Genomic DNA, 20918 nt, shown 5'->3' with positions numbered 1-20918 from the left:
TCTCCCTATTTCTCTCTATAGAGAGGGACTTCACCCGTCTCGCTATCACCCATCTTATGGCAGAAGAACTAGAAAACGAATACCTCCGTATCGAGGAGGATATAGTAGCGGCACTACGCACCGTCTACGACCCTGAGATCCCCGTCAACGTCTACGATCTCGGGCTCATCTACTGCGTGGAACTGACGGATGAGATGTTCGTCACGATCACGATGACACTCACCGCCCCTAACTGCCCCGCCGCAGACTTCATCCTCGAGGATGTGCGTATGAAGGTCGAGGACGTCCCTGGGGTCAGTGGGGTAGAGATCCAGCTGACCTTCGAGCCCGAGTGGAATAAGGACATGATGAGCGAAGAAGCCATGCTGGAGCTCGGCTTCCTGTAAGACTATGGACGGACGGACTAAGGTCTACTTCACGAGCGATGCACATCTGGGGTCGGGCTATCATGCTGACCCTCGGGCGGTAGAGTGCCGTCTGGTGCGCTGGCTTCAGAGCATCGAGGGGGATGCTCGTGCGGTGTACTTCCTCGGGGATATGTTCGACTACTGGTTTGAGTACCGCACGGTCGTCCCTAGGGGTCATGTACGCTTCCTCGGTCAGGTCGCCCTTATGGCCGATGCGGGGATAGAGATCCACTTCTTTGCGGGCAATCATGATGTCTGGTTCGCCGACTACTTAGAGAAGGAGCTGGGAGCTCAGGTGCATCACGAAGAGGCCCTTGTCACGCTGGATGGGAAGACCTTCCGCCTAGCGCATGGCGACAAGGAGTACTGTGGACTTTCGTGGACGAATAGGTTCCTCTACCGTCTCTTCCGTCATCCCGTCGCTCGGTGTCTCTACGCTGCGGTCCATCCCCGCTGGACGGTGGGCTTCGCTCTGAGCTGCTCGTTGAGAAGTCGCAAGAGAGGGGTACGTAAGGCTACCCTAGGACAGATCCCCCACGCCTATCACAATGAATACTTCGAGATCGAGAAGGAGTGGCTCGTCCGCTGGACGAAGGCTCATATCGAGGAGCATCCCGAGGTGGACTACTACCTCTTCGGACACCGACATCTGCTGGTGGACCTCGCTCTAAGAGGAGAGAAGCGGATCGTCATCCTGGGGGATTGGCTTCAGTACAATTCCTTCGCCGTTTGGGATGGTTCGGCGCTGTGGATCGACCAGTTCCTCGAAGAGGAAGATCAGGTCTAGCCCGCCCTTTTGATAAAGAGATCGCCCCTGCAGTCTACTCTGGACTGCAGGGGCGATTTGCTTTTATTCCGAAGGGAAGGCTAGGGTGCCTCCCCGCTCTAAGAGAAGAGGGAAGGCAGCTCCTCGGTGAACTTGTAGGCCTCCTCGTAGTGCCGGTAGAAGAGCTTCCAGTCAGCACGGCGAGCCAGCTCGTAGGCTAGGCGACGCTGAGCCTTAGCCTCCTCGGGGCTCAGGTGAAGCTGCTCACGGATGAGGGAGGAGATCGTCTGGATGGTCTCGAGGATGTTGGTATCAGTTCGCTCTACGACGTGTACAGGAGGGCAGGGCGCTTCTGCGAAGGGTGAGGTCGCTTCCTCCTCTTCGGCCCAGAGTCCGAAGCCTGCGAGGGTCGTCGTGATCGTCGGCACACCATAGCGGATACTCTCCAGTGGCGTGTAGCCCCAAGGCTCGTAGTAGCTGGGGTAGATGGTGAGGTCCATCCCCTGCAGGAGGTCATAATAGGTCTGGTCGAAGATCCCGTCGATGCCGTTGAGGTAGCAGGGTACGAAGATGACCTTGACATGCCCTTCGGCACGGTCGAGCCCACGGTGACGGATGTGGGCAACAGCACGGTCGTTCTCCGTGTTGTAGAGCCAGTGAGAGAGGCAGGGGTACTGTAGGGGGCGCTCCTGCTCTTCGGCGGGATGGCTGAGGAGGTACTGCAGTTCGGATCGAGGACCAGCCTCCCAAGCGGGGACGAGGAGGAAGGCGACGACTTCCCGCTCTGCCGTGTAGCTTGTCTGGAAGTGGTAGAGGGACTCGATGAAGAGGTCTATGCCCTTATTGCGATACTCATAGCGCCCCCCCAGAGAGACGAAGAAGGCCTTCTCAGGGTCAATGGGCCGAGCGTAGAGGCGGGAAGCCACCTGAGCGAGAAGGCGACGCATCTTACGGCGCTTCGACTGCATCGGGGCGGTGAAGGGAGAGCCTCCGATGTGGAAGCCATTGGGCAGGACTACTGGTTCACGCCCGAGGAGTTGCTTAGCCTCCCGAGCAGTGAGCTTGCTGACGGTAGCGAAGACCGACGCTTCGTGTGCAGCGAGCTTCTCCACAGCATGCTTGGCCTCGACACCTAGCTCACGAGCCATCTGATCCCCATCGTACTGGTCCATGTAGGTGTAGAGCTCCTTGTCATTGCCTGCGATGGAGCGCCCGATCGTCGTGGCGTGGGTGATGAAGAGGGTACGTACCTCGGGAGCATGCTGCCTGAGGTAGAGGAGTCCCATGGCCGTCTGCCATTCGTTGAAGATCGCCGTGGTGGGCTCCGCCGTCCAGGAGGCGATGCTCTCCATCAGTCGGGCAGCAGCCACAGCGAAGAGACTACACTCGTCGTAGTCACCGTAGCCCTTGTCACTCTCCAGACCATAGGCTCTCCAGAGCTCGAAGTACAGGTCGCCCTTCTCCTCCCAGAGCGGGGAGAAGTCCACCAGGAGCACGGGGGGCTCGCCTGAGACCGCCCAGTGTCCTGTCTTGACACGTAGCCCGAGCGTGGGGAGGACCTCCCTCGTCCAGCCCTCGAGCTCGGGGATAGCCCCGGGGATGAAGTCTAAGGGAAGAGACTTGCCTTCGCCCGTGAGCAGAGGCCCTATGAAGCATACCTTATCGGGGTGGCGCTGGGTCATCACATCTGCCCGTGAGGAGAGGACGGTATAGATCCCTCCCATCTTGTTGCAGACTTCCCAACTCGTCTCGAGGATCATGATCGTGCAGTACAGTAAGGTGGTGAATGTATATGCTGTCGAGTGAGCGAACGAGAGGCTTCTCTCGTCCCTCTGTATCAAAATTAAGCATAAGTCTACAATTATACACATTGCGCTCCGAGAGGGGGTGTCGGAGGGACCTACGGTAGGTCGTCAAAAAAACCTACAGTAGGTCGTGAGCGACCCACGGTAGGTCGCATCGACGACCTACAGTAGGTTTTGGGGCACCCCTTCAGAAGCCTTTTGCCAAGCGGGCTGGAGAGCCCCCATTTTTTCGCCTCGTTCTCCCCGAGTCCCGACCCTAGCGATTGGGGCAAAATCCGTACCTTTGCACGAGTGCTAATAGCGGGAAGACACAGAATCCAAAGCCTTACCGATTAGCCAACCTAGAGTATATTGTATCGATGACCACTTTGACGCGTAGCCTCAGCCGATGGGCTATGGTCGCTCTTGCCCTCCTCTCCTGCAGCATGGGATGGGCTCAGCGCCAAGCCGACAGCCTCCACTTCATCGAAGGGGTGGTGGTCCGGGAGCGCTTTGTCTCTAAGGATGTCATCCCTGCCCAAACCCTCTCGGGCCGTGAACTTCAGCGCCTCAGCGCCGTGAGTGTCGCCGACGCCCTTCGCTACTTCGCAGGCGTCCAGATCAAGGACTACGGCGGTATCGGTGGGCTCAAGACGGTGAATATCCGCAGTATGGGCTCCCAGCATGTCGGGGTCTTCTACGACGGCCTCCAGCTAGGCAATACGCAGAACGGGCAGATCGACCTCGGGCGCTTCTCCCTGGACAACATGGAGTCGGTCTCTATATACAATGGTCAGCGCAGCACCATCCTCCAGCCCGCCAAGAGCTTTGCCTCCGCAGCGGCGCTCTACATGACTACCCGACGCCCCGACGTATCAGCTACCAAGCGGGATCATCTGAAGGCCTCCCTCAAGGTGGGCTCCTTCTCTACGATCAATCCCTCCCTCCTCTGGGAGCGTCGACTAAGCCCCTCCCTCGACCTCTCCATCAGTAGCGAATACCTCTACACCTCGGGGCGCTACAGCTTCTCCTACAAGAAGAAGAACGGCTACGACACGACCAGTATCCGACACAACGGCGACGTGCGCTCCCTTCGCTTCGAGGCGGGGCTCTTCGGCCGTATCGACGAAGGGGAATGGCGAGCCAAAGCCTACCTCTACCGCTCGGAGCGTGGCTACCCCGGAGCCTTCGTCCGTGAAGAGCCAGGGAAGTTCAAGCACGAGGATCGCCAGTGGGATACCGACCTGATGGCTCAGGGATCCCTACGTAAGAGCTTCGGGCGCTATACGCTCCTCCTCAATGGGAAGTTTGCCTACGACTACCTCCACTACCTCTCTGACCCTCGGCTGGATGTGACGACGATGTACGTCAACAATCACTACTATCAGCAGGAGGCTTACCTCTCGTCGGCGCACCAACTTGCCCTGACCGACAGCTGGCGACTAGCGCTGTCTTCGGACCTACAGTACAATACCCTCTCGGCCGACCTCTACGCCTTCGCCTACCCTACCCGCCTGACGGCACTCACCGCCCTGGCCTCAGACTTCACCTACCGAGGGCTCAAGGCTCAGGCTAGCCTCCTACACACCTACGTGCACGACTGGACGAAGGCTAAGGACGGACAAGCGCCCGAGAAGAGCGAGTGGACCCCTACCTTCATTCTCAGCTACAAGCCGTGGTCACAGCACGAACTGAGCGTGAGAGGCTTCTACAAGCGGATATTCCGCATGCCCACCTTCAACGATCTCTACTATACCTTCATCGGGAATAAATACCTCCGCCCCGAGTACACGACCCAGTACGACCTCGGGTTGGTCTACACCAAGCCCTTCAGTCGAGGTGTGCTCCGTAGCCTCGAGGTGCAGGTAGACGGCTACCTCAACTATGTCGATGACAAGATCATCGCCATGCCGACCTCCAACCAGTTCCAGTGGACGATGGTCAACCTCGGTCACGTCCGTATCCGAGGTATAGACCTTGCTCTGGAGGGAGGGTGGCGCCTAGGGAAGCTTCGTGCTTCGACACGCCTGACCTACACCTACCAGCGAGCCCAAGACCTTACCGATCCCTCCGACACCTATTACGGAGGGCAGATCCCCTACATTCCTTGGCATAGCGGTTCGGCCATCGTATCTCTTGCTTGGGGAGGATGGGACCTCAACTACAGCTTCATCTATACGGGAGAGCGCTACGATGCCAGCGCTAACATCCGAGAGAACTATACCCGCCCTTGGTACACCAGCGATCTCTCCCTCTCCCGCCTCTTCACTCTGAAGAAGCACAGCCTACGACTCACCGCCGAGGTCAATAACCTCCTCAATCAGCAGTACGAAGTCGTACGCTCCTATCCGATGCCTGGTATCAACACCAAGCTCAAGATCGACTACACACTATGACCACCGCCCTAGCTATGAAGACTTCATCCATCACCCACCTACTCCTCTGGGTAGGTATCTTTGCCCTCTTCCTCTCCTCCTGTCGCAAGGAGGACGAGATCATCCCCTCCACCGAAGAGCAAGGGGGGAAGCCAGAGCCTGCTGGCCCTATCAAAGGATTCTTCCTACTCAATGAGGCGAACATGGGCTCTAATAAGTCCACCCTCGACTACTACGACTACGAGACAGGTAAGTACACCCGTAATATCTACGCCGAACGTAACCCCGGAGTCGTCAAGGAGCTCGGTGACGTAGGCAACGACCTACAGATCTATGGCAACCGCCTCTATGCCGTCATCAACGTCTCCCACCTCATCGAGGTCATGGACGTCAATACAGCCAAGCACATCGGGAAGATCTCTATCCCCAACTGCCGCTACATCGTCTTCAAGGATGGCTTTGCCTATGTCAGCTCCTACGCTGGCCCCGTGAAGATCGATCCCAATGCACGTCTGGGCTACGTCGCCAAGGTCGATACCGCCACCCTCAAAGTCGTAGCGGAGTGCCCCGTAGGCTACCAGCCCGATGAGATCGTCATCTACGGCGACAAGCTCTATGTCGCCAACTCAGGTGGCTACCGTGTCCCCAACTACGACAAGACCATCTCCATCATCGATCTGAAGACCTTCACCGAAGAGAAGAAGGTCGATGTCGCCATCAACCTCCACCGCCTCGAGCTAGACAACTATGGGAAGATCTGGGTATCTTCTCGTGGGGACTACTATCATGTCCCTTCGAAGATGTTCGTCTTCGACCCCAAGACCGAGAAGGTGACCAAGACCCTCGACGTCTCGTGCTCCAACATGACCCTCTCCGGCGACTCCCTCTTCGTCTACAGCACCGAGTGGAGCTACCTCACTGGGGAGAATACCATCAGCTATACCGTCATCGACACCAAGACTCAGGAGGTCATCGACCGAGACTTCATCAAGGATGGCACGGCTAAGGATATCAAGATCCCCTACGGCATCGCTACTAATAGGGAGCGAGGAGAGTTCTACGTCACCGACGCTAAGAACTATGTCACCCCGGGCAAACTCCACTGCTACGACCTCAAGACCGGTACACGCAAGTGGTCCGTCAAGACGGGTGACATCCCTGCACACTTCGCCTTCACACGCAAGCAACTTCAACCCAAGTAAACACCTACAGCTATGAAACCCTTCCAACCCTGGAGCTCGCTCCTGATGGCGCTCCTAGCACTTGGCTCTGTCACCTTCGTCTCCTGTAAGAAGGACGAAGCCCCCAAGCCTCCTGTCGTCCCTCCCGTCCCTGTGTTCCCTAAGCCAGAGGTCAATCCCAACGCTACACCTTATGTCACTCGAGTCCTCGAGTACCTACCAGCCGTTGGGCAGTTCACCAACAAGCTCCCCGAGTACGAAGACGGGGATACTCAGGAGAAGATGAACGAGAAGGCACTCGAATATCTCGCCGACAACCAGCGTAGCCTCGTCACCCTCGGTGGCTGGGGTGGCTACATCACTGTAGGCTTCGACCATACCATCCTCAACGTCCCTGGCAAGCGTGACTTCCGTGTCCTAGGCAATGCCTTCTATGGTGACCAGAATGAGCAACCCTATGCTGGTGGCAGCTGCGAACCAGGTGTGATCATGGTCGCCTACGACGTGAACCGCAACGGTAAGCCCGACGAAGACGAATGGTATGAGATCGAGGGTAGCGCCCACGTGGATCACACCAAGGAGCCTTGGTACAACCTCGTGAAGTCTGTCCCAGGCTCGGACATGAACTTCTACCGAGACTACGAGATGACCTACGAGCGTCCCACCAAGGAAGAGATGTCTCCCGACACCGGTGTCCCCTTCGTAGGGATCGTGCAGTATGTACACTGGACGGATAATAAGGGGGGCTCAGGTTGGCTCCCTAAGAATACCTTCCACAGCCAGTCCTATTACCCCAAGTGGATCAAGGGTGATAAGCTCACCCTCCGTGGTACACGCCTTCCACAGAACGCTCGAGACCAGAGTGGTGTAGGGCGCTACTATGTCCTCTTCAAGTTCCGCTACGGCTACGTAGACAACGAGAAGAATGACCTAGCTGACTCAGCTATCGATATCGACTGGGCTATCGACAAGTATGGTCGTAAGGTGCATCTCCCTGGCATTGATTTCATCCGCATCCACACGGGGATCAACCAAGTCAATGGTTGGCTCGGCGAATGCTCGACCGAAGTCGCAGGGGTCAATGACCTGCACCTCCTCAAGGAGGACATCCCCACCAGATAGACAAGACAAACCTAAACTCATCACTATATGAATAAGAAACTCCTCCTCGCAGGGCTTGCTGGTATCCTCAGCCTAGCTACTGCATGTAAGAAGGATGATCCTTCGCCCAAGCCTACCCCTACCCCCACCCCTCAGCCTGGGTTTACGATCGAAGCTAAGACGACCGACCTCCTACAGTTTGACACCGTACGCCTCTCTGCTCAGGGAGCGAAGGCCGATGCTAAGCTCAGCTGGGTGATCAATGGCAAGGAAGTCGGCGAAGGCAAGGACTACGCCTTCACCCAGCCTCGTGTAGGTCGCTATCAGGTAAGCCTCGTAGACAAGACGAGTGGGGAGAAGGTAAGCAAGGACTTCTCCGTCACGGGTCGCTTCACCTCGGGAGCCTTCCTCCTCAATGAGGGGAACTTCGGCAACGAGACGGGTACACTTACCTATATCGACGCCTCGAAGCAGTTCGTCCTCGACAGCGCTTACATCCGTGTCAATGGCACGAAGCTCGGTAATGTCTGTCAGGACATGACCTTCGCCAATGGTAAGGTCTACATCCTCTCACAGAATGGACCTAGGAATGGTGGCGAAGGCCTACTGACCATCGCTGACGCTAAGACGCTAGAGAAGCACAAGGTCATCAACGACGCTACTCTCGCCAAGGACCAGCCTACGCATATCGCTGTCGTCCATAGTCGTATCTACCTCCGAGGGAATAAGGGTATCTACCGAGGTACAGAGGAAGGTAGCTTCAAGCTCATCCCAGGCACTGAGAAGGCCAACAAGCTTCGTATGGTCACCATCGGTGAGCTCGTCATCGCTACGACGTCTACGAACAAGCTCCTAGTGATCCAAGATGAAGAGGTAAAGAAGACACTAACTCTCCCCGAAGGGACTATCTCTGGGATAGACCTAGCTCCAAATGGGCATCTATGGCTCTCCTACTTCAAGCCGAGCACGATTGCGAAGGTGGGTGTATCTGCCTCAGAGATCAAGATCCTCGACAAGCACGAACTTGAGCAGTCCATTACCTCTGTGGGTTCTCTCGGTTGGAATGTCACGAGTAGCTCAGCCTTCTTTGCACAAGGGAACAAGATCTATTTCACAGGGCAGACCTCTATCATCTACCGCCATGACTTCTCTACGGGTGAGACTAAGAAGGTCGTCGATGTCCAGACGATAGACAAGCAGGCTAAGATGTACTACAATAGCCTCGGCATTGATCCTAAGACGGGACATATCTACTATGCTTCCTTCGATGACTGGGGCACCTACAAGAAGAACGTCACGCTGGTCCTCGATCACGACGGGAAAGTCCTCCTGAAGCGTGAGCATGTGAATGCCTTCCCCGCTGGCTTCTACTTCATCCCATAGCGAAGGCTGAGCTCACAGCTTTGAGCCCAGATACAGCCCTCGCTTAACTCGAACATCGTATTCACCGGACGCTTTGGTCTTACCCCTTCGGGGGCTAAGGTCAAAGCGTACCTTGAGTAATAATCATTCACTAAATTACATCACCTCTCGATGAAGAAATCTCTTCTATCCGCACTGACGCTTCTCGCCGTTGGCTCAGGGGTATCTAGCTGTAGCAAGGGTGCACAGGATGCCCCACGTACAGGAGACCTCTCTGCTGAGACAGAGCTCACGGCTCCCCTCTCCGGCTCGCTCCAGACAGACAGTCTGGCGCTGGTCGATCTCTTCAACTCCCTCGGTGGGATGAACTGGTCTAACTCCAACTACTGGGCAAGCGAACAGCCTGTCAGCAAGTGGTACGGCGTCCAGGTAACTAAGGTCGCTGGTGAACCTCGTGTCACGGCGCTCTACCTAGGGGCGAACAACCTCAAGGGCACCATCCCTGCCTCTATCGGTCAGCTCACGGCGCTACGTACGCTCCAGCTCCAGTACAACCGTGAGATCTCGGGAAGCATCCCTGAGGAACTCTTCCAGCTTACCCGACTGAACTCCCTGCGTCTTCGCTTCACGAACCTCACCGGCGAACTGCCCTCTGCCATCGGTCAGCTCAAGGAGATCGACACCCTTGACCTAAGCAACAGCCGCTACGACCTCAGTCAGTGGTGGAATGGCGATCCAAAGACGGCTCGTGAGCATCGCGATAATAAGTACACGCTCTCTGGAAAGCTTCCTCGTGAGATCGGACAGCTGACTAAGGCTCGCTACATCGACCTCTCCTTCCAGGGCTTCACGGGGGATCTCCCCGCTGAGCTAGGCAACCTCTCTGCCCTGCGCTACCTCTCCATCTACGGCTGTCACTTCACTGGTGGCCTTCCCGCAGAGCTAGGCAGACTGCAGCGTCTGGAGTACCTCTCCGCAGGGCTCAACGAGCTCTCTAAGCCTCTGCCTGCTGAACTGGGTAATCTCTCCAACCTACGAGAGCTCCTCGTCAGCTACAACAAGATCGAAGGGCAGATCCCTGCCTCGCTTGGTCGTCTGAAGAAGCTGAAGAACCTCAACCTCGAGCACAACCAGCTCTCCGGTAGCATCCCCGCTGAGCTCGCTTCCCTCGAAGGCCTCTATCAGATCTACCTCAACGATAACCAGCTCTCTGGCCAGATCCCCGCTGACTTCGGTGGTGCACAGCAAAACAACCTCCTCTGGGTAGACCTCCGCAACAACCAGCTCACCGGTAGCATCCCCGCACGCATCAAGCGTACGCTGCCTGAGGCTGAGAAGTATGCCGCCATCCAGGGTATCCCTAGCTACGGCTACACGATCTTCGTTCTCTCAGGGAACAAGCTCACGGGCTCCATCCCTGCCGAATACCTCGCCTACCCCAAGACGCTGAAGCACCTCGTGCCTCAGCAGGAGGGCTATGGCTTCTCCAACGAGCCTAAGTAATCAATCGGGCTCGCTCAGCCTCTCCCTCAGCTCTGAGGGAGAGGCTACCCCTTTACTTTCCCAACCAATTCATCACTATGATTAAGAAGTTTCTAGCCCTAGCCTTAACACTGACACTAGGCCTTACCTCTTGTACCTCGGATGATGTGACACCCGTGCTCCCTAAGAGCGGGATCAAGATCAACAACGGGGTACTCTCCGCTTATCCTGAGAAGGAGATCATGCCTACAGAGCTGGTCTCTCTACCTGAGGTCACCGAGATCGCAGATAAGGTCTTCGAAGGCTACAAGACCCTCAGAACCCTTCAAGCTCCCAAGCTCACCAAGATCGGTGCAGCTGCCTTCAAGGGCTCTTCGCTCAAGAGCCTCCAGCTCGGCGCTACCGTGCCTACCGTCGGCGAAGGAGCCTTCGAAGGTACTTCCGAAGAGAAGGATCTCGTCGTACCTGCAGAGAAGGTCGCTGACTTCATAGACTTCGCTAAGAAGTATCAGTTCATGACCATCAACGGCACTCCTCTCCCAGGCACTCAGATCGAGATCGAGAATGGTGTCCTCCTCAACTATCCTATTGACAAGACCCCAGAAGATGGCGTAGTGAAGCTCGAGGCTTCTGTCAAGGAGATCGCTGACCATGTATTTGAAGGGAACATCCGTCTCAAGGAGATCCATGCTCCTGGTATCAAGAAGATCGGTGCTGCTGCCTTCAAGGGCTGTATCGGACTTGTAAAGGTCGACTTCGGCGGGGCACAGCGTCCTCCCCTTGCCCTCGACGAGACCGACAAGGAGTTCGGGACAGCAGCAGATGCGTTCTGGGGCACTCCTGAAGACAAGGTTCTTACCTTCAATGAAGCCAACAAGCCTAACTTCCTACAGTATCTCGAGTACATCGCTCGCCACCACTTCGCTAAGCTTGATGGGATCACCATCCCTGCAGAGCTAGACAAGAAGTATTTCAGAGTGCAAAATGGTGTCCTCCGTGGTATCACGCAGGCTGGTCAGAGCTTCCTCTCTGGGCTGGGTAAGAACGGGGTCCTCGTCCTTCCCTCCAATATCAAGCAGATCGATGGTCAGGTATTCAATGAGAAGTTCCAGAACTTCAAGGCCATCTACGCTGAAGGGGTCGAATCGATCGGGCTCTATGCCTTCAACGCTACAGCAAGCCTCAACTTCGCTCACCTGCCTAAGCTGAAGAGCATCGGAGAAGGCTCCTTCACCGACAATGCTTCACTGACGGCGGTGAACTTCCCTAAGCTGGAGGAAGTCGGTCCTGTCTGCTTCTCTGGTGGAGCCAGCTTCAGCGGGAATGGCCTGAAGATCCAGTACGTCAGCCTCCCTGCTGTTAAGACGATTAGTCGAGGTGCCTTCCACGGCAACTACAAGAACTCCGGCGTCGTCTTCGTCCTCGGAGCACAACCTAAGGTCGACACCAAGGCCTATGAAGACTTTCCTCAGGAAGGCTTTGTAGCCTTCGGTCAGCTCAAGGAGCCCGTCCTCTACACGACGCCTGAAAACCTGAAGACCTATACCCTCACCGACGGTAAGTGGATGAACTTCACCGTCAAGGAGCTGAAGTAAGCTCTCCCTCACGAAGGCGAGGTAGTCCACCCCCGTGGCTACCTCGCCTTCTTACTTCTCGTTCCTCTGTATATACCTCAGACTATGAACTACCGCCTCTATGGAGTGGTGCTTGCGCTCGGCCTGCTTACAGCCTGTAGCGACAAGTCGGCACCCCTACCCCAGCCCCAACCGAAGCCTACTCCTACCCCCACGCCTACACCACCTCCCACACCACAGCCCCCCGCCTACGAGGGTTACCAAGGCTATACCCTCCTCTTCAACCAAGGATTGGCCTCCGTCCTGACGAGCCAGCCTTCCGAAGTCGGCGTGTCTCCGTCGCTCTACCTCCTCGACAGGAAGGGCGGGGGTCTCACCACCATCTTCTCCGAGAAGGGAGCTGAAGGCACTAAAGACTTCGAGGGCAAGGGGGAGATCTGCGAAGGTACCCTCAGCCCTGCCGGGGACTACCTAGCGTATCTAGCTAAGTATGACTTCACGGGCTCCAAGCATGCTTCCCGTCTTCTCCTCTTCGAGGCAAAGACGCTGAAGATCGTCAAGAACCTCCTCATCCACCAGCCAGGCGACGGGGATGAATGGGTACGCCACTCCTTTACCCTCACCGACGGGTCTACCTATCTCTCCTTCGACAAGCGCCACTACTACCGCCTCGACGTCGAGACGGGTGAGATGAAGTCATTATCAGGGATCTCGGGCTACGCTTCGGGCGGGGCAGCGTGGGAGGATCATGGGTATTTCTTCGTTCGCTACGGCACGACTGCCTTCGCCTTCGACAAAGGGAGTACTGTAGCCCGCCAGATACCCATCACCCTCCCTGGCGCTACCATCAAGGACGTCTACCGAGCAGACGGAGAGTGGCTCATCCTACGAGACAGCTCCGCCCGCTACTACCTCTTCTCCATGAAGGAGGGGAAGGTGGTGGCTCGCTTCACCCTCACCGAGCAAGTCGGTCGCAGTATCTGCTATGATGCCCGCTCTACACGCCTATATTACTCGGGGAGTACCTCTAGTCAAGGGGGCTCCGACGCCAAGGAGCGTAGCGTCTACACAGCGAAGCTCACCCTCCCGAGTCAGGGGGCTAGCGTCGAGGGACTCCAAGCTACTCGCTACTACACCATCGCAGGGCGTACAGAGGCGGATAATAGGCAGGGCTACAAGATGCAGATCGGGCTTAACCCCGACCTCGACGAACTCTTCATATCCTACCTTGACCAGGGGCGCTCAGGTCCTCTCCTGCATGATCTGACGAAGGTCCTAGTCTTCCCGCTCTTCAAGGAGGGCAATGCCCCAGCGAAGAAGCTCCGTGAGCTTGACCTCCACTACGCAGCGGATGTCAATGCCATCTTCCTCAATGGCCGTCGCCCCTAGCGCCTCTAGGGTCACAGCATCCTGAGACTAGCGAGGCTACGCCACAAGCTCCCTTAGCTCGTGGCGTAGCCTCGCCTCATTTGTGGGGTAGCTCCACCATAAAGAAGAGCCTAGAGGAAAGCTGGGTACTTCTCAAGGGATACCCTTACCCCAAGGGAAGGCTATCTACTACGACGTCCTCGAAGAGGAGTGTACTTTTCCCCGAGACCTACCCGCACTGCCCCGCTCCTATTATTTACGTATCTTGCGCCCACTCTTGACTAAGCAGAGCGCTCCTCACTAAATGCTTCTACGCCTCCTCTTCCCCTTGCTCCTCCTCTGGAGCACAAGCCTCTCAGCTCAGGGCTTCGACTCCCTCATGCGTGCTCATGGTATGGTCGAAGTCACCCAGCTAGCCCCGCATATCCGTGTCGAACTGAAGTACGCCACCCGAGACAACTTCATCGGGGAGAATATGTACGGCTCGCTGAAGAAGGCCTACCTTCATCCAAATCTAGCCCGTGCACTGGCCCGTGCTCAGCGAGCCCTCGAAGAAGAGCTCCCTGGCTACCGCTTCCTCATCTACGACGCAGCCCGACCCCAGAGCGTACAGCGACGGATGTATCAGGCTGTCGCTGGGACTCCCAAGAAGATCTACGTAGCAGCACCCGAGCGAGGAGGACGGCACAACTATGGCGTAGCCGTCGACCTGACGATCATCGACGACAAGGGCAAGCCCCTAGATATGGGAAGCCCCTTCGACCACTTCGGCGAGGAAGCTCACCTAGGGAACGAAGAGGCTCGGGTACATGCGGGGATCTTCTCCGAGGCAGTGCCACGCAATAGGGCGCTCATGCGTCGTCTGCTGGGGGCAGAAGGTCTGCGTCCCTACGACAAAGAGTGGTGGCACTATCAGGAGCGTATGCCGATGAGCGAGGTGCGTAAGCGCTATCGCCTCTTGGCCTTCTAGTTCTACCGTGACGGCGGAGCTACAGCGCTTCCCCTCTGGGAGCAGGTATACTATAGAGCGAGCGCTCGGGATGACGTATCCCGAGCGCTCGCTCTGCTTGGTAGCTGTGTGTATCGGTGCTGAGCGGTAGAAGCTCGGCGCACGCTCTAGCTGGCGCTACCGAAGGCCAAGGGCTAGAACTAGTGGTGCGGGGAGGGGATTAGCCGAGGATCTCCTGCTGGAGACTGCCTACCAGACTGCTGGCACCGATGCGGAAGAAGCGATTGTCAAGCCACACCTTGCCGAGGATCGCTTCTACTAGCGTGTAGTACTTCACAGCCTCTTCGGCCGAACGGATGCCCCCACTGAACTTCACCCCACGCTGCTCGCCATACTTGTCCTTATATTCCCGGAGGACGGAGCAGAGGATATAGGCGGCACGCAGGTCTGCACCTGGGTATTCCTTCCCCGTGGAAGTCTTGAGGAAGTCAGCCCCGGAGAAGAGGGCAAGGATGCTGGCTCGGCGTATCAGTTCGGGCTCCTTGAGCGCACCGGTCTCGAGGATGACCTTGAGGTGCGCACCTCGAGCCGTCGCTTTCTGCTCCTCGATCTCGGTAGAGGCTTCGAGGTAGTCGCCCGAGAGGAAAGCCCCTAGATTGAGCACGATGTCGATCTCGTCGGCACCAGCGGCGATGGCCAGCGCTGTCTCGGCGATCTTGACCTCCGTGAAGCTCTGTGAGGCGGGGAAGGCACCACTGACGCAGGCGACCTGTACGCCCGAGGCGGTGAGTACCTCACGCACGGTCTTGACGAAGTTGGGGTAGACGCAGATGGCAGCTACCGAAGGGACATCCTCCGTACCCTCAAAGTCGTTGACGGAGCCCACGAGCTGAGCTACCTTCTCTTCGGTGTCTGCTCCTGCCAGCGTCGTGAGATCAATAGTGGAGTGGAGGAACTTCTTCACTTCACGGGTATTATTGCGCTCGTATCCCTCCTGGAGGATCTCCGAGATACGACGATCGATTTCCTCGAGGGAAAGGGCTGGGGCGAAGGCATCAAAGGCCTCGGTGTACTTGGTTGTGTTTGTCTCTACCATGGGGTAAACTATTTCTTAGATTCTATTTCTTCTTCGGGGACGGCTAGCTTAGGGTTGGAGCGATGACGCTCCTGATCCCGCTGGGTCTTCTTCTCTAGGTTCTTCGTGAGGGCAGCCTCGAGGTCGACACCCGTCTGATTAGCGATACAGAGGAGCACCCAGAGTACATCCGCCAGCTCGTCAGCGAGCTCTCGACCCTCGTCGCTCTTCTTGAAGCTCTGATCCCCGTACTGGCGTGCCATGAGGCGGGCTACCTCGCCCACTTCTTCGGTGAGGACAGCCATATTTGTCAGGGGGGAGAAGTAGCGCACGCCGTAGGTATGTATCCATTCGTCGACGAGGCGCTGAGCATCGGAGAGGGTCAGTCTGCTGTCTGTCATGAGGGTCGTATAGGAGCTGATTCGTTAGCCGTGGGAGGCGTACTCCCATCCTGCAAAGATAAGGGAATACCAGCGAGTGGCTCTCCCCCTGCCTGTGGAGGAAGGGTACATCCCTCTTCCTCCCCTCCACGACAAAGCTTCGGAGGCACTACTGGTACCTCCCTCGAAGCACTACTGGTACCAGGCGAGAGGCGCTACTGGTACTAGGAGGCGAGAAGACGGAGTGAGGGGGTGGAGGAGAAGCTTCTTCAGCTAAATCATTCTATTTAAGCAAACTTAACACAGAGAAGTAGAGGCTTATCAAGAAAATACTTGTACATTTGTTGTAGCGATAGGATTCCTCCCCCGCCCGTAGCCTGCCCGCAGGAGTCCCGCCCCTTAGCTCACCGACAGACGCTCGCTTACTGTAAGCACACGCCCGCCACAACACCACCTGATCGTGTACCCAAGGCCTACCATCTTGACAGTAATAGTGATCTTCACCCTTTCACTACTAGCGTTCTTCATTTCGCTCTCTATGCAAATGATGAACCACCTCCTCCTGGGCGATCGACCCGGGATGATCGTGCTCTCTGTGGTCCTTCCCCTTGTGATCGTCTTCTTCTTAGCCCTGCTAGCAGCCCGCCAGTACAGCCAGAGCGCCTGGATCATCATCCCAGCTACCCTCCTGACGTCTGCAGGGCTGATCTCCCTGCTTTTCTCCCTCCTCCACTGCTTCTAGAGCAGGCTTCCCGAGCCCACCTAGATGAGCCACATCGAGAGGGGCACCGCTCGTAAGCGGAGCGAGACGACACTACAGCCCCTGAGAGCATGAGGGAGCCCCGTCCGTGCTCCCAGGCGGGGTACGGCCCAGCCTGAGAGCACTAGAGCGGTCAGCGAAGCCCGCCTTGTGCGCCGATCCACCCGGCCCTTCTGGGGGGCTCATATCTGAATTATTCCCTATCTTCGCAAGTCAATAGATAGTGGTATAATCCTTTATATATTCGATCGAGATGCAAACAGTAGTTAGCGGTATCCGCCCCACAGGCAACCTTCACCTAGGGAATTACTTTGGCGCCGTACGTGCCTTCATTCAGATGCAAGAGGAGTACAAGTGCTTCTTCTTCATCGCTGACTGGCATTCGCTCACTACGCACCCTCATCCCGACGACATCATCCGCAGTACCAATACCATCCTAGCGGAGTATCTGGCCTGCGGTATCGACCCTGAGAAGGCCACCATCTACGTACAGAGTGATGTACGTGAGGTGCTTGAGCTCTACCTCTACCTCAACATGAATGCCTACCTCGGCGAACTAGAGCGTACGACCTCCTTCAAGGACAAGGCCCGCCAGCAACCCGACAATGTCAACGCCGGCCTGCTGACCTATCCGTCCCTGATGGCTGCCGATATCCTCATGCACAAGGGCGACAAGGTACCCGTGGGCAAGGACCAAGAGCAGAATATGGAGATGGCACGTAAGTTCGCCCGTCGCTTCAACACCATCTACGGGGTAGACTTTTTCACTGAACCTCAGTCCTTCTCCCTAGGGGCACGTGCCCTGAAGGTGCCCGGGCTCGACGGCTCTGGGAAGATGGGTAAGAGCGAAGGCAATGCGATCTATCTCATCGACGACGAGAAGACCATCAGCAAGAAGGTCATGCGTGCCGTCACCGATGCAGGACCTACGGAGCCCAATAGCGAGAAGCCCGAGCCGATCCAGAATCTCTTCACGCTCATGGAGATCGTCTCAGCACCAGAGGTCTACCAGCACTTCGACGGGCTCTACAATGACTGCGCTATCCGCTACGGCGATATGAAGAAGCAGCTCGCTGCGGACATCAACGCCTTCTGCTCCCCTATCCGTGAGCGTATCCTCGACATCCGTGAGGACAAGGAGCTCCTCTCCCGTGTAGCCCGTATCGGCGCCGAGAAGGCTAGGGAGTCCGCCGCCAAGACCATAGAGGAGATCCGACACATCATCGGCTTCCGCCCCCGCTAAATCAGCCTCATAAATAATAAGATCCTATACAGATGGAACTAATCGGAAAGATCGTGCAGGTGCTCCCCCTTCAGGAGGGAGTCTCCAAGGCCGGCAACCCCTGGAAAAAGCAGGAATATATCCTCGAAACCCTCGGCACGCAGTACCCCCGCAAGGTCTGCTTCAACCTCTTCGGTGACAATGTCGACAAGTTCCCCATGCAAGTGGGGCAAGACGTGACCGTCTCGATCGACATCGAGAGTCGTGAGTTCAACGGACGCTGGTACACAGATGTCCGTGCGTGGAATGTCCTCAACGGTGTCCAGCTCCCTGGTGCTCCCGTAGCTGCACCAGCGCCTGCTCCAGGCTTCGGTGCTCCTGTAGCTCCACAGCCCGTCGCTGCTGCTCCCGCAGCACCTACGGTAGCCCCCACGGCAGCCGACGACCTCCCCTTCTAGCTCTAGCGTAGCTCCGGCTACCTATGAGCCCTCCTGACCCATTAGACTACATACGCTCCCCTCGGGGCGTAGTCTAGTGGGTCTTCTTTGGAGTATAGCCTCACTCCCCTATCCCACCCTCACTAGGCCCTCTATCCCTATACGCTCGCCGATGCACCTGATGCTCCTAGCCGTAGGCAAGACCGACAGCCGGCATATCGAAGAGCTCACGAAGCTCTATGCCGACCGCCTCGGCCACTACCTCCCCTTCACCCTTCAGATCATCCCCGACATCCGACGATCTAGCAAACTCTCCCCCGAGCTCCAGAAGCAAGCCGAGGGAGTGGAGATTCTTCGTCTGGTGGCGCCGACAGACCGCCTGGTCCTCTTCGACGAGCGGGGACGGGAGCTTTCGAGCAAGGCCTTCGCCTCCTATATAGAGCGGGTGATGGTCTCGGGGGAGCGTAGGATGATCTTCGTCATCGGCGGTCCCTACGGCTTCTCAGACGAAGTCTACGCCCGAGCCAATGACCGAGTCTCCCTGAGTCAGATGACCTTCTCCCACCAGATGGTACGCCTCTTCGCCGTGGAGCAGCTCTACCGAGCGCAGACGATCCTTCGTGGCGAGCCTTATCACCATGAGTAAGGCTCGCTACTTGCCCCTAGACACCACTACTTCGACCTAGATATATTATGCAGCTATGGGATCGACTTAGGAGTGCAGCCCGCTCCTTAGGCCAAGGCTTCTACTACTGGATCTTAGTCCTGGCCCTCCTCCTGCCGAACATCGTCCTCTCGATCGTGATGCAACAGCCGATGATCGGCCGTGTGCTCAACATACTCCTGATGCTCCCCCTCTATATGCTTCTCCTCTTAGTCGTGAAGCGACCAGGACGCATCTACTGGGGGCTGGGGGTACTCGTCCTCTTGCACGCCTTCCAGCTGGTACTGCTGACGATCTTCAGTGGCTCAGTGGTCGCCGTAGATATGATCCTCAATCTCTTCACCTCGGAGCCCGATGAAGCAGGAGAACTTCTCTCCAACATCCTCTGGCCCGTCATCGGTGTCGGAGGCTTCTACCTACTGACCTTCGTCCTGGCGTGGCTCTCGGCTCGTGACAAGAGAGGACTCACGCCTCGCTTCCGCCGACGTACAGGCCTCGTGGCCCTGCTGTGCCTCCTCATAGCCCTACCTACCTATATAGGTGCTAAGAGACGCTTCCCCTACCTGCATCTACGGGCGGAGGTCTATCCGATGAGCGTCTTCTACAATATGTACCTAGCGACGAAGAAGCTTCATCAGGTACTCCACTACGATAGGACAAGCGAGGACTTTACCTTCCATGCCCAGTCGGAGCGACCCCGTGAAGAGCGAGAGATCTACGTGCTCATCCTCGGGGAGACTTCCCGTGCCTACAGCTGGAGTCTCTACGGCTATCCCCGCTCTACGACCCCTCGGCTCGACAGCATGGACAGAAGTGGGCTCATCGCCTTCTCCGACGTGCTCACCCAGTCGAATACCACCTACAAGAGCATCCCCATCATCCTCTCTCATGTCGACGCCTCAAGCCCAGACGAACTTCCTAGGGTGAAGGGTATCCTCTCGGCCTTCCGTGAGGCTGGCTTCTACACGGCATACATCACCAATCAGCCGGGCAACCATAGCTACGTCGACTTCTTCGCTATGCAGGGCGACGAGCACCACCCGATACGCAAGGAGCTCCGCAAGACCAAGCGCCGCCTCTACGACTCCGATATGCTCCCCTACCTGAGCCGCCTGATGGAGAGTGACCACGCCAAGCTCTTCGTGGTACTGCATACCTACGGGAGCCACTTCAGCTATCGTGACCGCTATCCTCAGGAGGAAGGCTTCTTCCCTATCGACCATCGCTACTCGGGCTCGAAGGCCGACAGCCTCATGCTCCGCAATGCGTATGACAATGCCATCCGACAGACGGACAAGTTCATCACCTCCGTGATCGACATGCTTGCCTCGGGCGACCGAGCAGCGTCGATGCTCTATATCTCCGACCACGGCGAGGATGTCTTCGACGATGATCGGGAGCGCTTCCTACACTCGTCACCAGATGTCTCCTACTACCAGCTCCACGTCCCCCTTCTCCTGTGGAGCTCCCCCAGCTGGAGAGAGGCTCATCCCCATCTCTTTGCCTCAGCACGAGCCAACGAGCGAGAAGCCATCTCCTCCAACGCCGTCTTCCATACCCTCCTAGAGCTAGCAGGCATACGTACCCCGTACCGAGACGATCGCCTCTCACTCGTGAGCTCTAAGTTCCGAGGGGGCGTACGCTTCTACCTCAATGACCGCTACGAGTGTGTGCCGATCGAAGATCTAGGCCTGCCGGAGGAGGATCTGCGTCTCTTCCGTGAGAAGGGGCTAAAGTTCACCCCTCGGCCCTGTCCCTAGCACCGAGGAAGTAGGCCTCCCTGATTATGAGTCAGGTGCTCCATAGCACCTCCAAAGAATAAGCTCCGAGCAGTGTATCTAGCGATACCTGCTCGGAGCTTGTCCTATATATAGGTAGTAGCCCAGCTGATCTAATGCCCTTGATATAGAAGCACCAACATGGGCGCTCTCCCGCCCCACCTTCTCCCCCGATCCCCTCACTAGAAGAGGCCGAAAAGAGGGCAAAGTACAGCCACCTTCGCACCAGCACTGAAAAGCAAATGTTATTTTA

At 56.9% G+C, this 20918-nt stretch carries 18 protein-coding genes; 15 read left to right on the top strand and 3 right to left on the bottom strand.

What is annotated here, in order from left to right:
• The first annotated feature begins 56 nt into the window (after nt 1-56).
• Both HMPREF1556_RS06685 and HMPREF1556_RS06680 read left to right on the top strand, forming a co-directional pair.
• The gene (locus HMPREF1556_RS06685) at nt 57-386 is read left to right on the top strand and encodes a metal-sulfur cluster assembly factor (protein WP_021667636.1); all 330 of its coding nucleotides are present in this window, start codon (nt 57-59) and stop codon (nt 384-386) included.
• Between the two features lie 4 nt (nt 387-390).
• The gene (locus HMPREF1556_RS06680) at nt 391-1194 is read left to right on the top strand and encodes a UDP-2,3-diacylglucosamine diphosphatase (protein WP_021667635.1); all 804 of its coding nucleotides are present in this window, start codon (nt 391-393) and stop codon (nt 1192-1194) included.
• A 98-nt stretch (nt 1195-1292) separates the two neighbouring features.
• Here HMPREF1556_RS06680 and HMPREF1556_RS06675 read toward each other — a convergent pair whose 3' ends face one another.
• On the bottom strand, nt 1293-2933 hold the full coding sequence (locus HMPREF1556_RS06675; RefSeq protein ID WP_044125374.1) for a glycogen/starch synthase: 1641 nt from the start codon (nt 2931-2933) through the stop codon (nt 1293-1295).
• A gap of 470 nt (nt 2934-3403) precedes the next feature.
• Between HMPREF1556_RS06675 and HMPREF1556_RS06670 the strand changes: the two genes are divergently transcribed.
• The 8 genes from HMPREF1556_RS06670 to HMPREF1556_RS06635 all read left to right on the top strand — a co-directional run bounded on the left by HMPREF1556_RS06670 (nt 3404) and on the right by HMPREF1556_RS06635 (nt 14370).
• The gene (locus HMPREF1556_RS06670) at nt 3404-5353 is read left to right on the top strand and encodes a TonB-dependent receptor (RefSeq protein ID WP_369795595.1); all 1950 of its coding nucleotides are present in this window, start codon (nt 3404-3406) and stop codon (nt 5351-5353) included.
• Between the two features lie 14 nt (nt 5354-5367).
• On the top strand, nt 5368-6534 hold the full coding sequence (locus HMPREF1556_RS06665) for a YncE family protein (RefSeq protein WP_044125429.1): 1167 nt from the start codon (nt 5368-5370) through the stop codon (nt 6532-6534).
• A gap of 12 nt (nt 6535-6546) precedes the next feature.
• Nucleotides 6547-7635: a hypothetical protein gene (locus tag HMPREF1556_RS06660; protein ID WP_021667630.1), complete on the top strand. Its 1089-nt coding sequence runs from the start codon at nt 6547-6549 to the stop codon at nt 7633-7635.
• 27 nt (nt 7636-7662) lie between these two features.
• Nucleotides 7663-8997, top strand: coding sequence for a DUF5074 domain-containing protein (locus HMPREF1556_RS06655; protein ID WP_021667629.1), 1335 nt, complete (start codon nt 7663-7665; stop codon nt 8995-8997).
• Nucleotides 8998-9147: 150 nt separating this feature from the next.
• Nucleotides 9148-10479 carry a leucine Rich repeat-containing domain protein gene (locus tag HMPREF1556_RS06650; protein WP_021667627.1) on the top strand — a complete coding sequence of 444 codons (1332 nt, stop codon included), beginning with the start codon at nt 9148-9150 and terminating at the stop codon, nt 10477-10479.
• A gap of 77 nt (nt 10480-10556) precedes the next feature.
• A complete protein-coding gene (locus HMPREF1556_RS06645; protein ID WP_021667626.1) occupies nt 10557-12053 on the top strand; it encodes a leucine-rich repeat protein in 1497 nt (498 codons plus the stop codon).
• Nucleotides 12054-12137: 84 nt separating this feature from the next.
• Nucleotides 12138-13421, top strand: coding sequence for a hypothetical protein (locus tag HMPREF1556_RS06640; protein ID WP_021667625.1), 1284 nt, complete (start codon nt 12138-12140; stop codon nt 13419-13421).
• A gap of 283 nt (nt 13422-13704) precedes the next feature.
• Nucleotides 13705-14370, top strand: coding sequence for a M15 family metallopeptidase (locus HMPREF1556_RS06635; protein ID WP_021667623.1), 666 nt, complete (start codon nt 13705-13707; stop codon nt 14368-14370).
• A gap of 199 nt (nt 14371-14569) precedes the next feature.
• Here HMPREF1556_RS06635 and deoC read toward each other — a convergent pair whose 3' ends face one another.
• Both deoC and HMPREF1556_RS06625 read right to left on the bottom strand, forming a co-directional pair.
• The gene (gene deoC / locus HMPREF1556_RS06630; RefSeq protein WP_021667621.1) at nt 14570-15445 is read right to left on the bottom strand and encodes a deoxyribose-phosphate aldolase; all 876 of its coding nucleotides are present in this window, start codon (nt 15443-15445) and stop codon (nt 14570-14572) included.
• 8 nt (nt 15446-15453) lie between these two features.
• Nucleotides 15454-15810 (bottom strand): nucleotide pyrophosphohydrolase, encoded by a 357-nt coding sequence (locus tag HMPREF1556_RS06625; protein ID WP_044125425.1) that lies wholly within the window; start codon nt 15808-15810, stop codon nt 15454-15456.
• 541 nt (nt 15811-16351) lie between these two features.
• Between HMPREF1556_RS06625 and HMPREF1556_RS06620 the strand changes: the two genes are divergently transcribed.
• From HMPREF1556_RS06620 to HMPREF1556_RS06600, 5 genes are all read left to right on the top strand, one after another.
• Complete coding sequence (locus HMPREF1556_RS06620; protein WP_232299047.1) at nt 16352-16546, top strand: hypothetical protein; 195 nt, start codon at nt 16352-16354, stop codon at nt 16544-16546.
• A 271-nt stretch (nt 16547-16817) separates the two neighbouring features.
• Nucleotides 16818-17807, top strand: a complete 990-nt coding sequence (gene trpS, locus HMPREF1556_RS06615; protein ID WP_021667616.1) for a tryptophan--tRNA ligase — start codon at nt 16818-16820, stop codon at nt 17805-17807.
• Nucleotides 17808-17839: 32 nt separating this feature from the next.
• A complete protein-coding gene (locus tag HMPREF1556_RS06610; RefSeq protein WP_021667615.1) occupies nt 17840-18244 on the top strand; it encodes a DUF3127 domain-containing protein in 405 nt (134 codons plus the stop codon).
• 151 nt (nt 18245-18395) lie between these two features.
• Nucleotides 18396-18869 carry a 23S rRNA (pseudouridine(1915)-N(3))-methyltransferase RlmH gene (gene rlmH, locus HMPREF1556_RS06605; protein ID WP_021667614.1) on the top strand — a complete coding sequence of 158 codons (474 nt, stop codon included), beginning with the start codon at nt 18396-18398 and terminating at the stop codon, nt 18867-18869.
• A gap of 47 nt (nt 18870-18916) precedes the next feature.
• Complete coding sequence (locus HMPREF1556_RS06600; RefSeq protein ID WP_021667613.1) at nt 18917-20647, top strand: phosphoethanolamine transferase; 1731 nt, start codon at nt 18917-18919, stop codon at nt 20645-20647.
• The last annotated feature ends 271 nt before the right edge of the window (nt 20648-20918 follow it).

Origin of the sequence: Porphyromonas sp. oral taxon 278 str. W7784 (assembly GCF_000467855.2) — a bacterium.
In the GTDB taxonomy this organism is placed as follows: Bacteria; Bacteroidota; Bacteroidia; order Bacteroidales; family Porphyromonadaceae; genus Porphyromonas.
This window is presented reverse-complemented; position numbering and strand designations above follow the sequence as displayed.

Bases quoted from the DNA above. Each gene is read 5' to 3' on its own strand.
- HMPREF1556_RS06680 (WP_021667635.1), top strand. From the start codon at position 391: ATGGACGGACGGACTAAGGTCTACTTCACGAGCGATGCACATCTGGGG.
- HMPREF1556_RS06675 (WP_044125374.1), bottom strand. From the start codon at position 2,933: ATGATCCTCGAGACGAGTTGGGAAGTCTGCAACAAGATGGGAGGGATC.
- HMPREF1556_RS06645 (WP_021667626.1), top strand. From the start codon at position 10,557: ATGATTAAGAAGTTTCTAGCCCTAGCCTTAACACTGACACTAGGCCTT.
- HMPREF1556_RS06660 (WP_021667630.1), top strand. From the start codon at position 6,547: ATGAAACCCTTCCAACCCTGGAGCTCGCTCCTGATGGCGCTCCTAGCA.
- HMPREF1556_RS06600 (WP_021667613.1), top strand. From the start codon at position 18,917: ATGCAGCTATGGGATCGACTTAGGAGTGCAGCCCGCTCCTTAGGCCAA.
- HMPREF1556_RS06620 (WP_232299047.1), top strand. From the start codon at position 16,352: ATGAACCACCTCCTCCTGGGCGATCGACCCGGGATGATCGTGCTCTCT.
- HMPREF1556_RS06650 (WP_021667627.1), top strand. From the start codon at position 9,148: ATGAAGAAATCTCTTCTATCCGCACTGACGCTTCTCGCCGTTGGCTCA.
- HMPREF1556_RS06670 (WP_369795595.1), top strand. From the start codon at position 3,404: ATGGGATGGGCTCAGCGCCAAGCCGACAGCCTCCACTTCATCGAAGGG.
- HMPREF1556_RS06655 (WP_021667629.1), top strand. From the start codon at position 7,663: ATGAATAAGAAACTCCTCCTCGCAGGGCTTGCTGGTATCCTCAGCCTA.
- HMPREF1556_RS06635 (WP_021667623.1), top strand. From the start codon at position 13,705: ATGCTTCTACGCCTCCTCTTCCCCTTGCTCCTCCTCTGGAGCACAAGC.
- deoC (WP_021667621.1), bottom strand. From the start codon at position 15,445: ATGGTAGAGACAAACACAACCAAGTACACCGAGGCCTTTGATGCCTTC.
- HMPREF1556_RS06640 (WP_021667625.1), top strand. From the start codon at position 12,138: ATGAACTACCGCCTCTATGGAGTGGTGCTTGCGCTCGGCCTGCTTACA.
- HMPREF1556_RS06665 (WP_044125429.1), top strand. From the start codon at position 5,368: ATGAAGACTTCATCCATCACCCACCTACTCCTCTGGGTAGGTATCTTT.
- HMPREF1556_RS06685 (WP_021667636.1), top strand. From the start codon at position 57: ATGGCAGAAGAACTAGAAAACGAATACCTCCGTATCGAGGAGGATATA.
- trpS (WP_021667616.1), top strand. From the start codon at position 16,818: ATGCAAACAGTAGTTAGCGGTATCCGCCCCACAGGCAACCTTCACCTA.
- HMPREF1556_RS06610 (WP_021667615.1), top strand. From the start codon at position 17,840: ATGGAACTAATCGGAAAGATCGTGCAGGTGCTCCCCCTTCAGGAGGGA.
- rlmH (WP_021667614.1), top strand. From the start codon at position 18,396: ATGCACCTGATGCTCCTAGCCGTAGGCAAGACCGACAGCCGGCATATC.